This window comes from bacterium, from assembly GCA_009926305.1.
Taxonomy (GTDB): Bacteria; Bdellovibrionota_C; UBA2361; order UBA2361; family RFPC01; genus RFPC01.
In genome coordinates this window covers 1-13603 of the sequence record RFPC01000066.1, presented here as the reverse complement: position 1 = coordinate 13603, position 13603 = coordinate 1, and the positions used below count along the sequence as shown (strand labels likewise).

Here is a 13603-nt window from a genome sequence, read left to right as displayed (position 1 = left end):
GGCGGCTGGTTTGATACAAGCTGGCGAGTGAATATCAGCGATAGCACTACCAAAGAGGCGGTAGCACAGGGCTTACAGAAGGGGTTGAGATCGATTTCAACAATTTCTGCTGCAACGGCTGAAGAGTCAGCACAGAAAATTGCTTATCATCTTCTGCTACCGCTAGCATCGAGTCAGATGTGACGTTCTGATTGATAGCTGGCAATAGTGGAGGGGGTCCTTGCGTCATTCGTGATGCGGGCCCCTTTTTGCGTACATGCGAGAGTAAATCAGAATCGGAAAATTGGGCTATGTTTGGCAAGCATGCTTCCAACGTTCGCTGAGAGTCTATATGCCCGTGAAAGCCTCTCACTAAAAGAGCAAGAGAGGCTTGCGTAACATTACGATATACATGCTGAGGATCGAGGTTGGCTCTGGAACGAAACAGGAGATGCATTGCTAGCGGGTTTCTTTTATTGTCACTACTTGCGATGAGAGGATGCGATAATATCTCTTGCACGATTTCAGGCAGTGAATTGGTTGAGAGTTTTTCAAAGATCATTGCAATGCCCTCATCAAGCCAGTGCGGACAGGATGACCCAACTTCATTTGCAATAATAGCATGTATAAGTTCATGTATTAGAGTTATTTGTAGCTCCTCGCTTGATATGCTGCTCTTTGAAGGATATTTCACAAGTATCTGATTTTCTCTATAGAGTGCGATGCTCCACTTTGGAGCAGAGTAACGCTCATGAAACTCATTCTCATTCAAAAAGATAATACTCATCAGCTGAGCTGAAATATTTGAAAAAAAATATCGAAACGGCTCAATCCGATTCTTTGCCACCTCTATTGCTCTGTTGATGTGTGCTTCCTCTTGAGTTGAAAAGTTGAGGCTTGCTGACGATTCCTCTACAACTAGCTTCCATGGGATGGCAAATGTCGCACGTGGAGCAACAAGAACAGAACAGAAAAGTACCGTGGTGCTGAATATGAGGTGATGTAGGAAATGCATGCTCTTTTCATGGACCCGCTAGGACGGGCTCGATCATTTAAACTCTCTATTTAGAATAGCCAAAGGAGGAAAAGGTTCAAAAAAAGTAGTAATAGTAGTAGCTTAGGAAAATCCGAAGAAACTCCCGCTACTTTGTGTAGGTCAGATGACCCTTATCATGTATTTTCAACTGATGGGGTTAGATGCTCTTCAATCTGTTCAAGAAGGAGGCGAGAGCTTCTAGAAGAGAAAGTTCACCCAGAGGAGTGAGGGGTAGAACACGCTGAGGAAATACCAAATGACTGTGGGCAATCTGAATCCGAATAAAATTACTAAGACTGATGATAGTCTCGAGTTATCGACCTTGAGAGAGATTATCGAGAAGAGTGCTCATCGGATTGGAAATTCCCTTCAGGTCATTCAGTCTGGAATAAATCGTATCAAACGACGAATACCAGATCATGACAAGGAATTGGACTCTCTCTCCTTGATGCAAAATTCAACCGATGACTTGTTACTGGTCTTCCGAACTTTACAAGAGTTCTCGAAACATTCGTTGTCTTCGGAAGAAGATATAGACCTCCTTTCATTGGTCGAAGAATCAATAGAGGACGCTTCCGTTAGGTATGCTAAGTGCGATTTTTCTATCGAGGTTGAAAGCGAAGCCACCGAGTATCGAAGTAAAATCGATGCTGAACCGTTTGTTGGTATCCTTCATGAGCTTATAAAAAATGCGCAGCAATCTGCACCAGGGGAAAGAAAGGTTTTCTTCTCTTTTGGGGTAAGATCATATGATTCTCAGCCATTCGTTGAAATGCTGATAGGCGATGATGGACCTGGCTTCAGAAGAGATAGTAAGGAGAGTGCTTTTTCCGTCTTTTATACAACGCGAGACCAAACCTTTGGGCTTGGTCTTCCTCGAGCAAGAAGAGTAGTTGAGGCACATGGTGGAAAAATCGAGCTAATGCTCGATGTTCGATACAGGGTGAGGATATTACTACCGCTGAGCTGAAGAGATTGCGGACCATTTTGATTGATTTAATAGGAGAGAGTTATGACATTGGGGAAAGTTTTAGTTGTAGAGGACGAGGATTCTATTGCAGAAGATATCATGGAATTATTGGAGTCCTTTGATTGCGAAATTGTAGGCCGGGCATCCAGCGTTGAGGGAGTTCTTGACCTTGTTGAAGCAGAAGAGCCAGACCTAGTTCTCATGGATGTCAAGCTTGATGGTGAAGGGGATGGCGTTGATGCTGCTATGAAAATAAGGGAAGAATCAAGGGTGCCCATTGTCTTTCTCACGGGGTATTCAGATATTGATTTACTAGAGAGGGCAAAAAAAACTGAGCCGCATGGATACCTCGTCAAGCCTTTTAAAGATATAGATTTAAAGACAACAGTTGAAATGGCTCTTTATACGAGTCTGAAGCGTCACCTGGGAGCTTCATCGAATGGCGATACTAGAGAATCTCAAGATGAGCCATATCGGGCAGTGTTCGAAGCTGCAGAAAAAATGGGGAAAGGCGCCACAAAAAGTTTTTCTAAGATCTCGGCTCCACTTACACAACTCGGAACGGAGATTTTCGAGAGACTCCGTTCCATGGACGAGTTTAAAGGGGTGGAAGAAGACGATCTGAAGGGCTTGGCGAGTTCTAGTATACGTAAGAAGCACACAGCTGGAGATATCATTACTTTGGAAGGCGAGGTGCAAAATGCTGGGTTTATCGTTGATGAGGGAAGAGCCGTATTTTTAAAAAGTTCAGCAAAAGGAAGAGACCTCATAGTTGAATTTCTTGTGAGTGGAGATTCTCTTGGTCTGCTCGCAGCTCTCGAGAATGAAGGATATCCATATTCGACGAGGATTCAAACGGAGAGCACCTTAATTTGGGTACCCCGCCATACGCTCCTGGAGTTATTTGGCGCTTATCCTGTTCTGGGCGAGCGATTTTTGACTAAAGTACTTACGCGGCTTAAAAAATCTCACGATTTCTCTCGATTACTTGCGCATGAAAAAGTCGAAGTGCGAGTAGCTTCTGCTTTGGAAACCCTTTATCCGCACTTCACGAGCCATGAGGATAACGAGACGGTTATTAGAATGACGCGTCAGGAACTTGCGGAGTTAACAGGCACCACGGAAGAGACTTGCATTCGAGTGACTCGCGCGATGGAGAAGGCTGGTATCTTAAACCTCTCAGAAAACAAAGCAATTCGGATAGTAAATAGAAGTGCCCTACAAGAAGTTGCCAATACGACACCGAACGAGGATGTGTATTCTGCCAGCAGATAAAACTGGGATGGTAATTGGTAGACCCTTGAGGCGCAATGAATAGGCTTGATTCAGTTAACGTTTAGGTAGGAACGGTGTGCTACCCTCAGCACTTTGTTCCTACCTCGAGGAAAACGCGTTAGAAGCCCAGGCTTTCGAGTGTTTCAGCGTCAGGTCGCGCTGTTACCTCTAGGTTATTCTTTTGTTGGTATTCACGTAACGCTGCCTGAGTGCGAGGACCTAGAATTCCATCTTGTGTGAGAGGAGTTCCTAAGCGTTCTGTTAATCGTTGCTGAAGAAGTTGTACATCGGTCTTTGATAACGTGTGTTGTAGCCGGGCTCTTTCTTGGACGCGTTGCTTCGCTTCTTCTTGCGCTTCAATTGGGGAGCTCGATTTCGAATGTTGACTCGCCCCCTGAGCTGTTTTGGAAAATTGTGAAGTGCCCCGTTGATTTTCTTGTGTTGCAAGAGGTGAGGCATCGGCGGGGAAGGGAAGCAACTTTGCACCTACCACTAATAAGGTTGAGAGTGTTGTATATTTGATAAATAAATTCATAGTTAATCCTTCATATATTATATGGATGTCAAGTTTGCCATTAACCGTCCAGTTTACTTATGACACTGCTCTCGAAAATTGATGATGGCGGGAACCTGATAGAAATTCTCCTACTGACTCTGCTCATCTTGAACTGCGCAACGCAATCTTTACATACTGCTCTCAAATCAACACAAAGGATGACTACCCTGGAGATGAGAAATATGAGGCTTGAACAATCTGAGATGAGTAGCAGTGAAGGCGTAGAAAGAGGAAGCCAGAAAGCGAGAGAAGAAATCAGCAGAAAAAATAGTGACAACTTACAGGGGCGCGTGGCGCTGGCGCTTGACGCTCTAGCTCCAGATGATCGTTTTTGGATTGAGACTATCTTCGGCATGAGGGCTGAGCAGGATACGGATCCACGAATACCCATCTCTTTGGCATTTAGAAGCGAAAAGACAAAGAGAATTCTTAGGAAGCTCCGAAACCTTCGGGAGGGGGGCTAAGTACCTGATAATATATACAAGGTGACGGCTTGTTGGTGAGAGTGAGAAAGAATTTCCAGAAAATTTTTCTGAAATCGCTCAACTTCCTTTGCAAGATTGTCGACCCCCCTTTCATGACACAGCAAGTACTTTTAGCAGAAGATGATCATACTACGAGAGAGCTACTGACGAGACTGCTCGCACAACAAGGGTTTTCCGTTATTGGTGCGGAAGACGGAGAGACTGCGTTGGGAAGCGTTTCAGATGAGACTACGATCGCAATCGTTGACCTGCGGCTTCCCAAATTGAGTGGATTTCGTTGTCTTGAGGAGTTTCGAAAGCGACACGCTGAGATGCCGGTAATAGTGATTTCATCAGCGGGCACGAAAGATGCTGTTTTGGCCATGAAGCAGGGAGCGTTTCATTTCCTGCAAAAGCCTCTAGACCGGAAAGAAGTATTAGAGACACTTGATCGAGCGATAGAGTGGAGAAAGACCGTTCTGCAAGAAAAGGCAATTCGTACTCCCTTTTCCTCAAAGGCAAAAGCGCTCAATGGCATTCGATTTGAACAAAGCTTTTTATCGGAATTAAATGAAATCGATATGGAGAAAAGTGGAGTATACCTTCAGTGTCCTGTTGGTGGTCCATTATTAGAGATCGCGAAACACTTGCATGGTCGCAAGGCAACCGCGGATGAGAGGTTCATTCATCTTGATTTTTCAACCGTGCCCTCAAGTGCGATGTATCGTCAGCTTTTTGGTGGAGGCAGCGATAGGGGCCTCTTAGGATATGCGAATGGAGGAACCGTTCTACTCGAGAACGTTCAATATTTATCGCCTCGAGTTCAGAAATTACTCGGGGAATTTTTTAAAACAGAGGGAAGGGACACATTCTGCATCGCAGCGGGACACCTAGCCCTCGATTCTCTCCGAGGACGAGAAGATGTTGCGCCTATCCTGCTGGAAGTCTTTTCACGACAACAAGTTGAGATTCCGCCATTGAGAGAGCGCAAGGAGAGTCTGCACGAGCTTGTAGAGAACTATCTCGGACAGCTACGCGTAGAGTTATCTCTTCCAGAGATTGAGGTTTCTCATGACGCACTAAAGAAGCTTGCCGAGCATAATTGGCCAGGAAATGATAATGAGGTCTATTCCGTTCTTGAACGAGCGGTATTACGAGGAGGTGACCTCGGAGCTATTCGAATAAGTAGCGATGACTTAGAGATTGACACCTTATCAAATGCTTCTGAAGAGATGAGTATTGAAAGATTGGGGAATCTCACTCTTTGCGAAATAGAGAACTACTTTATTCAGTTTCATTTGGATCGTTGCAAAGGAAATAAGTCTCAAGCAGCCAGAAATCTTGGTATCACCGATCGAACTATATTTAATCGTATTCAGAAATTTGGCCTCCAGCTATCTCACTGAGAAGAATCCTTAAATAGGGCCAAATTTTGCCCTCCAGAGGCATTTTTCTTAGGCTTGAAACAATTCGTTGAGTGTGTGACTGTTTCAGGGTCTGTGGGCTCTGATTGGGAGCCGAGAAAGAATAATCCTTTTCGTATTCGGTGGAAGAATAGCTATGAATTTACATGAGTATCAATCGAAGGAACTGCTGGCAGCCTATGGTTTGCCCGTTCTTGCTGGGTATTGCGCCTATACCGCTGGGGAAGTTGAAGCTGCGGCAGATCATCTTGGCGGTGGTGTCTGTGTTGTAAAGGCCCAGGTACATGCTGGGGGTCGTGGGAAGGCTGGGGGTGTCAAGGTTGCCAAAGATTCTGCGGAAGCGAGACATTACGGCGAGCAGATTCTCGGAATGCGTTTGGTAACCCCGCAGACTGGTGCTGATGGAAAACTGGTGAGGAAAGTATACGTAGAGGCTGGTTGTAATATTGAGCGAGAGTTTTATCTGTCCTTGCTGGTGGACAGGGCTGCGAAGAGGATTGCTATCGTTGCCTCCACAGAGGGTGGAACGGAGATTGAGGAAGTTGCTGAGAAGGATCCTTCAAAGATTATCACTCAGCTCGTGGACCCTTCCGTAGGATTACAGTCCTTTCAGACCATTCAAGTGGGAATGAGTTTGGGACTTTCAGCAGCGCAAGCACGTGAGTTTGGAGAAATAGTGGAAGGATTGTACGAAGTCTTCATGGATTGCGATCTCGCTCTACTTGAAATCAATCCGCTCGTCCTCACAAAAGAGGGCGGATTCATCCTGCTGGATGCGAAGTGTGCGACTGACAATAATGCGTTGTTTCGTCACCCTGAACTGAAAGAGTACCAGGACTACGATGAGATGGATCCTCGTGATCTTCGCGCAGGGAAGTTTGGTCTCAGCTATGTTGGACTGGACGGTAATATTGGTTGCATGGTCAATGGTGCAGGTCTAGCCATGGGTACTATGGATATCATCAAGGAGTATGGTGGCGAACCAGCAAATTTTCTTGATGTAGGCGGAGGTGCGAGCCGAGAGACGGTAACGGAAGCATTTAAAATTCTACTGAGCGACTCAAATGTGAAAGCAATTTTAGTGAATATATTTGGCGGAATCATGAAGTGTGATGTTATCGCTGCCGGTATTGTTGATGCTGCGAAGAGTCTTAGCCTTTCTGTCCCTCTGGTGGTTCGGTTACAAGGGACCAACGTGGAAGAGGGGAGAAAGATTCTTCAAGAATCAGATTTGAATATCGTGCCAGCAGACACCATGTCCGATGCTGCAGAGAAGGTTGTCCAAGCGGCGAACGGTTCGTGAGACGATGGGTAATTTTTGAAACCTGAGGCTTAGAGAGCAATTTTAGATAAAGGGAGAGGAGAATATGAGTATTCTCGTTAATAAGAACACTAGAGTAATCACACAGGGAATGACTGGGAAGTCTGGAAGCTTTCATACTGAGAAATGTCTGGAATATGGAACTCAGATGGTAGCTGGCGTGGGACCTGGAAAGGGTGGTAAGGAGCATCTTGGTATCCCACTTTTTGATACTGTCGCTCAGGCAAAAGAGGCGACTGATGCGAATGCGAGTGTCATTTATGTTCCACCACCATTTGCGGCGGATGCTATCATGGAAGCTGTTGAAGCGGACTTAGACCTGGTTATCTGCATTACAGAAGGTATTCCCGTTCTTGATATGCTAAAGGTCAATGCCTTTATGAAGGGGAAGCGTACCCGTTTGATAGGACCGAACTGCCCGGGAGTTATCACTCCTGGTGAGGCAAAGCTCGGGATAATGCCCGCGCAAATTCACAAGCCGGGGAACGTAGGTGTTGTGTCGAGAAGTGGCACACTGACGTATGAGGCGGTCTTTCAGTTGACAGAGCTTGGCATTGGGCAGTCAACATGTGTCGGTATCGGCGGAGATCCGTTGAATGGGACGAATTTCATAGACTGTTTGGAGCTGTTCGAACAAGACCCGGAGACTGCTGCAGTCATTATGATCGGTGAAATCGGAGGCTCGGCCGAGGAAGAAGCTGCAGCCTGGATTAAGGATAATATGTCTAAGCCAGTCGTCTCATTTATTGCTGGCGCAACCGCTCCAGCGGGAAGAACCATGGGTCATGCTGGTGCCATCGTCAGTGGTGGTAAGGGTACCGCTGAAGGGAAATTTGAGGCGTTGGAGGCAGCTGGAGTTACTGTAAGTCGATCTCCTGCTACGCTCGGAGAGAAAATAAAGGGACTGCTCTAGGGATAGCGAACTCTGATTGCAATAGTGCAAGCGTTTCTCAGAAAATATGGGGCGTTCTGTCTTTGGGTGATTCAGCCGGTTCTCAAATGGAGCTAAGCAATCCAAGCTTCCTTAGACCTGCTGGTATCTTCTAAGACTTTCCCCTCTTTCTTGAGCTCCTCCAGGGTGTCAAGCACTCTTCTCTGTGCTGCGCTCACGTCTGAGATACGAGTTGGGGGAAGGGTGTCATAGTCTCCTTCAATGAGGTCTTTCTTACGCTCGCTGACATTCTCGAAGATCCGAGTCTTTGTTTTCTCGGAGGCTTTTTTCAAGGAGAGAACGAGGTCTTGGTGCTCAACTCGCTGGGCAAGGAGTTGTATGCCTCTATCTGAAAGTCCTGCAATATCATCAAAGGTAAACATGCTCTCAGTAATCTGAGTTGCTAGTTCGGGAGAGGAGACCTCAATATTTGCAACCAATCGTTCCTGGTTTTCTGGTTCCATCTTACTCAAAATTTTGGCTGCCGCCTTAACTCCGTCGATGATTTCGTCTTGCTCGCTCATGCTGTAAACCTCCAGTTTCCTGATTGTAATTGCGGACTAAACCTTCATCCTTTTTGATGCTTATTAGGGTAGCAGGGGTGCAGGAACGAACGTTTCGGGCTCTAGACATGAGCTTTCCAAGATAAAACGCGTGTTAACGGAGAGTTAGTCGATAGCTGCCCTCCTCTAGTGCATCAAGCGTTTTCTTCTAAGGCCCTTTTGATGGCCTCCAAGCGGGAGTAATCTTCTTGAAATCGAGAACCGTTCCTTTCTGTGTCTTTGCCTGTGATCCCTTTGTTGGAGGGGTCAAGCACTCCCGTCAGGGGTTGTGGTGCTTCTCCTTTTTGCTCGCTCGCAGATTCTTCTGGCTCTTGCAGGAACATTTGCAGTGCTAGCTGCATCTTGAGGTCGTGTAGCAAGTCCTCTTCTTCTCGTCTTTTGGTAAGAGTGTCTTGAAAAAGTTCTTCATGCTGATCACTCGTGCCCACTGTCTCCGTACTCTCAGTTTTCTTTTGCGATGATGTTGCTTCGTATTTTTCCTGTTCCTGGATAAGGTGCGAGGGGGTCTTCCCAAGACTTACAGAGGTCGGTTCTACTTTTTTTACTGGCTCTTCCGAGGGTTGAAAAAAGAGGTCATCAAAGAAGTCGCATACCGTCTCAAACGTCTCTCGTGCAACCTCCTTCATCGTATTCCAAAGAACGCCGACAAGGGGAGATTCACTTAGGGCACGATCAACATCTCTTATAAATTCTTCGACTGAGTCGGGAATCAATGCCCTAAGCGCACTAAACGTGTTAGTTATGTTACTTCGCAAGGTTGTCTTTTGTGAAGCTGATTCCTCCTTGGCTGATGTCTCTATGGGCGCTGATTGAATTGGTGGTTTGATATCGGTTTGGGATATCCTTATTTCTAAGTGTTCTGAAGTTTGAGAAGAGAGTTCTGGCTGATTCAAATGCTCTAATACAGCACTTTTTTGAGCATTGTTCTTTTGAGCGTCTTGAAGAACCTCTGGAGTTGGGGAAAGAGAATCTATTTCAGAGAACTCCTCGCGTGTCGGTGTTGATAGGTCTGCTTCAGATAAATCTGCGTCTTGGTTTCTTCTGTTATCTTGCTCTAACACGTTAGCTACCTTGTCTCTTGGTGGACGACTCATCTAAGAGCTCGAAGGGTACACTGGACCTCTATACGTGTTATGCCGTATATGGTTAGGTGTGGCGCATAGTAAAATAAAGGCCAATCGCGTGCTGTAGAGACCTGAAAATCGGCTGATTTCGGGTTAGATCCAGTTTTTTCTTCGAAAGTAGAGCAGCATTAAGATTCCGAGACCTAACATAGCCGCTACGACGAACCAGAATCCGTATTGATTATCGAGCAGTGGGATAGCGTGGAAATTCATGCCGTACATACCCACAACAATATTCAGAGGGGCTGCAATGGTGGTGATTACCGTAAGAATCCTCATAGTATCGCCCAACCGAACATTTGCGATTGCGAGATAGCTATCTCGAATACTAATTACTGCCTGAATGTGCTTATCGAGATCTCGAATAATAGAAATTGTATGGTCGTCAACATCCTTGAAATATCGCCTTTTTTGACTATCGGAGATCAGGGTCTGATCATTGGCGAGTTGGGACAAAACGCTTCTTTGGTTTCGGGCCATTTGCCTGAGATACACAAGCTCGCGCTTCACCTCGAATAGGTCTTGGATTTCGAAGTCCTCTGGACGTTCCAGCGCAGCATCTTCGAAGCCGTCGATTACATTCTCAAAAAAGCCAATTCCTCTGGTAAAACGGTCAGTAAGGACGTCTATTACTCGGTGAGCGATGCCCTCTGTGCCATCTACCAGTGTCAGGTCGGGCTTTGTCTGAGCCCGTCGAACGAGAGCATCTAACCATGCAACTTCTTTCCGCCGAAAGGTCACAATTATATTCTGCGATAGGAATATTGCTACTTTACGGGTAAAAGATTCCTGGTCGATTTTCTCTGCGGACGCCTCCTTTCCCTTTGTATTTGCGAGATAGTCTGTTTCCCAGATCTCTTCTACTTCCGTCCATGATTTGAAACCGCGCACGATGAGAAAAAGATAGGAGCCGTAGTCATCGAGTTTTGGAAAGTGACCAGGAGTGAGGCAGTCTTCTACTGCGAGTTCATGAAAGCCAAAAGTGGAAGCGATCTGAGTGAGTTCGGCGATGTCATCGCTCTGGACATCAACCCAGAGCGAACGGTTAGGAGTGAGCTCTCCGACTGCGTCGAGATTGTCATAGACCTTGACATCTCGCCCTTCTTCGAAATCGATAACGGTAATCGTCATTCGTCATTTCCTTGAGTCTATCCCCCGGAGGATTGAGTGCCCCCTCATGCATCCCAAGGCTATACCTTGCAGAATATGAAGCGCTTGAGCAAGTTTATCTCAGTTTTGCGGGATTATTCGACAGTTAGGGATCAGCCGAAGAGAGTCAAGTGAAGAGTAGCCATGGGTGGACTCGAACCACCGACCTCGGAATTATGAGATTATGGATCCGAACATTGACCCTAGGCTACAGCGGTAGCTGAGGGATAGGAAAATCAAAGGTATAGGAAAATCAAATACTTTCACGAACCTATTTGATTTTCCTATCCCTGTGACAGTGAAAAAGAAGCTCGCTACACCACGACCGGATGAGTCGTTACTTACCCGAGGGCTTCTGGCCTACTACAATGTTCAAAAGCTTTGGTAGTTTTGTCTTTCTATCAGGCACAATGATAAATTTTGCGTTCGAGAGGTCGTCACTTAACTGTTCTTGTAGGGCTTCTGCAGCAATAGCCTCAAGCTCGGAGTTTGAAATATCAGAGGGAACATTAATCTTTCCCCGCTTCTTTCCATTTACTTGGTAAACTACCTCAATATTGGTCTTGCTATTCGCGATAAGCTCTCGATCTGCTTCGGGCCAAGGAGCGTATGCAATGCTCTCACTATGGCCAAGGCGTTCCCATATTTCTTCGGCAGTGAATGGGAGAAAGGGAGAAGCAACTTTTAAAAACTTCTCAAAGCTTTCCCTCGATATCTCTTGCTCGCGAATATCCCTCAAGCACTTCATAAGTTCCGCTATTGATACATTGAATCGCAGGCCTTCTATATCACTTGAAATTTTTGCTGCCGCTTCGTTGATCCGAAGAGAAACTTCTAGCTTCTCATCCTCAAGGGGAATAAACTCACGGACACCGGTTTGCTCTTCAGAGCCAGTGCAAAAGAACCAGAACTTTCTCATGAAGCGGCTTGCGCCAGCGATATCTACTCCATCCCATGATCGCTGGGACTCGACCGGCCCCATGAACATAATATGAACTCGAAAGGTATCAGCACCGTATTCTCCAATCACATCATCAGGTCTCACCACGTTTCGCAGCGATTTTGACATTTTTGCAGTTATACGTTCGACAACCTCCCCTGAGTCTTTCTTGGCATAAACTTCCGGAGATTTTTCTTCAACCTCGTCTACCGGGATGAGAACCCCGTTCTTGTCTTGAAAGGCAAAGGAGGTAAGCATTCCTTGGTTGAAAAGTCGGGTAAAAGGTTCCTTGATGCTGGTGAGTCCAAGATCGTGCATTGCCTGGAACCAGAAGCGAGAGTACAGAAGGTGCAAGGTCGCATGCTCAGCGCCTCCTAAATAGAGATCGACCGGCCCCCACGCCTTTTCTACCTCTGGGGCAACAATTTGATCTCTATTTTCAGGATCCATGAATCGAATTGGATACCAACAAGATCCTGCCCACTGTGGCATTGTAAGAGTTTCTCGTTTCCCAGACACACCAGATTCTTTGCTAGAAGTTGAAACCCAATCCGCTGCACGGGCAAGGGCAGACTCACCCGTATTGGTCGGTTGGTAATTCTCAAGATGAGGTAATTCAAGAGGAAGTTCTTCCTTGGGCACTGTACTGATTGTTCCATCATCCCAATGAATCAAGGGGATGGGTTCACCCCAGTATCGTTGACGGGAAAAAACCCAATCTCGGAGCTTATAGTGAGTTGCTGCAGAAGCTACTCCCTTATCGACAATCTCAGTTCTGCAATCCACTCTGACCTGAGAGGAGTCTTTTCCGAGCCAATGTAGTTCTAGCTCATGATTTGCTTGAGATGCGATCATCGCCCCGTCTTCAGTCCAGACAATTTCTTTGGCGAGTACAGCTTCACGTTCTTTACCAGCATCCCGAGGTAAAATCACCGGGACGATTGGCAAATGATAGTTCTTAGCAAATTGAAAATCTCTCTCATCATGGGCAGGCACACCCATTACGACACCGCTGCCCACTCCCATCATCACGTAGTCAGACACATAAATTGGAATCTCTTTCTCAAGGAATGGATGTTTAGCTGAAGAGCCTAAGAAGACTCCCGTCTTTTGGTCCTGTGAGGTGCGGTCTAAGTCGCTCCTCTGGGAGGCTTCTTGGCAATACGTTTCCACCTCTGATTTCTGCTCTGGGGAACAAAGGGTTTTTACCAATGGATGCTCAGGGGCTATTGTCAAGAAAGTGGCACCAAAAAGAGTTTCCGGCCGAGTAGTAAATGCCAATAATTCTTCACTGCTCTTCGATACAGGAAAAGTTATCTCAAGGCCCTCACTTTTCCCTATCCAATTTCTTTGAAGCTGCTTAATGCTCTCAGGCCAATCGAGTTCCTCCAGCCCCTCAAGTAACCGATCTGCATAGGCAGTAATTCGAACCAACAACTGCTTCATTTGTACCCGTTCCACAGGATAACCTTGCTCACTCTTGCCATCAAAAACCTCTTCGTTCGAAAGAACTGTGCCTAGTTCTGGGCACCAATTCACTGGAACGTCATCGAAGTAAATGAGCCGATGAGCATTGCGATAGTCCTCAACGGCAGATGTTCCCAGCGCAGAAATGCTTTCTGGTATTGGTAAATCCTCTATTGGTCGAGCGATGCCACTATTCGTATCAAACCATGAATTGTAAAAATCGATAAAAACGCTCTGTGTCCACTTGTAATAGCTTGGATCGCTAGTTGTTATTGTCCTTGACCAATCATATGAAAGACCAAGTATTTCCATTTGATTTCTATAGGTGGAACAATTTTGAACGGTTGTTTCTTGAGGTGGTTCGCCAGTTTTAATTGCATGCCGTTCTGTCGGTAAGCCAAACG

Annotated in this window: 12 protein-coding genes; 6 read left to right on the top strand and 6 right to left on the bottom strand. The window is 46.1% G+C overall.

All coding sequences use genetic code 11. The features are described 5' to 3' along the window. Nucleotides 1-46: 46 nt before the first annotated feature. Nucleotides 47-994 (bottom strand): hypothetical protein, encoded by a 948-nt coding sequence (locus EBR25_10175; protein ID NBW41347.1) that lies wholly within the window; start codon nt 992-994, stop codon nt 47-49. A gap of 277 nt (nt 995-1271) precedes the next feature. On the opposite strand from EBR25_10175, the gene EBR25_10170 reads away from it, so the two are divergent. Together EBR25_10170 and EBR25_10165 are read left to right on the top strand one after the other, a co-directional pair. After that, on the top strand, nt 1272-1985 hold the full coding sequence (locus tag EBR25_10170; GenBank protein NBW41346.1) for a hypothetical protein: 714 nt from the start codon (nt 1272-1274) through the stop codon (nt 1983-1985). A 42-nt stretch (nt 1986-2027) separates the two neighbouring features. Beyond that, complete coding sequence (locus tag EBR25_10165) at nt 2028-3260, top strand: response regulator (protein ID NBW41345.1); 1233 nt, start codon at nt 2028-2030, stop codon at nt 3258-3260. A 118-nt stretch (nt 3261-3378) separates the two neighbouring features. Here the strand turns inward: EBR25_10165 and EBR25_10160 are convergent, their stop codons facing one another. Beyond that, the gene (locus EBR25_10160) at nt 3379-3795 is read right to left on the bottom strand and encodes a peptidoglycan-binding protein (protein ID NBW41344.1); all 417 of its coding nucleotides are present in this window, start codon (nt 3793-3795) and stop codon (nt 3379-3381) included. A gap of 59 nt (nt 3796-3854) precedes the next feature. Between EBR25_10160 and EBR25_10155 the strand changes: the two genes are divergently transcribed. From EBR25_10155 to sucD, 4 genes are all read left to right on the top strand, one after another. Beyond that, on the top strand, nt 3855-4280 hold the full coding sequence (locus EBR25_10155; GenBank protein NBW41343.1) for a hypothetical protein: 426 nt from the start codon (nt 3855-3857) through the stop codon (nt 4278-4280). Between the two features lie 41 nt (nt 4281-4321). Then, a complete protein-coding gene (locus tag EBR25_10150; protein ID NBW41342.1) occupies nt 4322-5686 on the top strand; it encodes a sigma-54-dependent Fis family transcriptional regulator in 1365 nt (454 codons plus the stop codon). A 154-nt stretch (nt 5687-5840) separates the two neighbouring features. Further along, nucleotides 5841-7007, top strand: coding sequence for an ADP-forming succinate--CoA ligase subunit beta (locus EBR25_10145; GenBank protein NBW41341.1), 1167 nt, complete (start codon nt 5841-5843; stop codon nt 7005-7007). Between the two features lie 64 nt (nt 7008-7071). Further along, complete coding sequence (gene sucD, locus EBR25_10140) at nt 7072-7938, top strand: succinate--CoA ligase subunit alpha (protein ID NBW41340.1); 867 nt, start codon at nt 7072-7074, stop codon at nt 7936-7938. A 92-nt stretch (nt 7939-8030) separates the two neighbouring features. Here sucD and EBR25_10135 read toward each other — a convergent pair whose 3' ends face one another. From EBR25_10135 to EBR25_10120, 4 genes are all read right to left on the bottom strand, one after another. Continuing rightward, nucleotides 8031-8480 carry a hypothetical protein gene (locus EBR25_10135; GenBank protein NBW41339.1) on the bottom strand — a complete coding sequence of 150 codons (450 nt, stop codon included), beginning with the start codon at nt 8478-8480 and terminating at the stop codon, nt 8031-8033. A gap of 173 nt (nt 8481-8653) precedes the next feature. Next, the gene (locus tag EBR25_10130) at nt 8654-9613 is read right to left on the bottom strand and encodes a hypothetical protein (GenBank protein NBW41338.1); all 960 of its coding nucleotides are present in this window, start codon (nt 9611-9613) and stop codon (nt 8654-8656) included. Between the two features lie 123 nt (nt 9614-9736). Continuing rightward, complete coding sequence (locus tag EBR25_10125) at nt 9737-10774, bottom strand: hypothetical protein (protein ID NBW41337.1); 1038 nt, start codon at nt 10772-10774, stop codon at nt 9737-9739. A gap of 355 nt (nt 10775-11129) precedes the next feature. Beyond that, nucleotides 11130-13603: leucine--tRNA ligase (locus EBR25_10120; GenBank protein ID NBW41336.1), on the bottom strand; the 2474-nt coding region annotated here is incomplete at its 5' end.

Excerpts from the sequence above, each read along its gene's own strand:
- EBR25_10170 (NBW41346.1), top strand. The coding sequence starts at position 1,272 with ATGACTGTGGGCAATCTGAATCCGAATAAAATTACTAAGACTGATGAT.
- EBR25_10130 (NBW41338.1), bottom strand. The coding sequence starts at position 9,613 with ATGAGTCGTCCACCAAGAGACAAGGTAGCTAACGTGTTAGAGCAAGAT.
- EBR25_10175 (NBW41347.1), bottom strand. The coding sequence starts at position 994 with ATGCATTTCCTACATCACCTCATATTCAGCACCACGGTACTTTTCTGT.
- sucD (NBW41340.1), top strand. The coding sequence starts at position 7,072 with ATGAGTATTCTCGTTAATAAGAACACTAGAGTAATCACACAGGGAATG.
- EBR25_10135 (NBW41339.1), bottom strand. The coding sequence starts at position 8,480 with ATGAGCGAGCAAGACGAAATCATCGACGGAGTTAAGGCGGCAGCCAAA.
- EBR25_10160 (NBW41344.1), bottom strand. The coding sequence starts at position 3,795 with ATGAATTTATTTATCAAATATACAACACTCTCAACCTTATTAGTGGTA.
- EBR25_10145 (NBW41341.1), top strand. The coding sequence starts at position 5,841 with ATGAATTTACATGAGTATCAATCGAAGGAACTGCTGGCAGCCTATGGT.
- EBR25_10125 (NBW41337.1), bottom strand. The coding sequence starts at position 10,774 with ATGACGATTACCGTTATCGATTTCGAAGAAGGGCGAGATGTCAAGGTC.
- EBR25_10155 (NBW41343.1), top strand. The coding sequence starts at position 3,855 with ATGACACTGCTCTCGAAAATTGATGATGGCGGGAACCTGATAGAAATT.
- EBR25_10165 (NBW41345.1), top strand. The coding sequence starts at position 2,028 with ATGACATTGGGGAAAGTTTTAGTTGTAGAGGACGAGGATTCTATTGCA.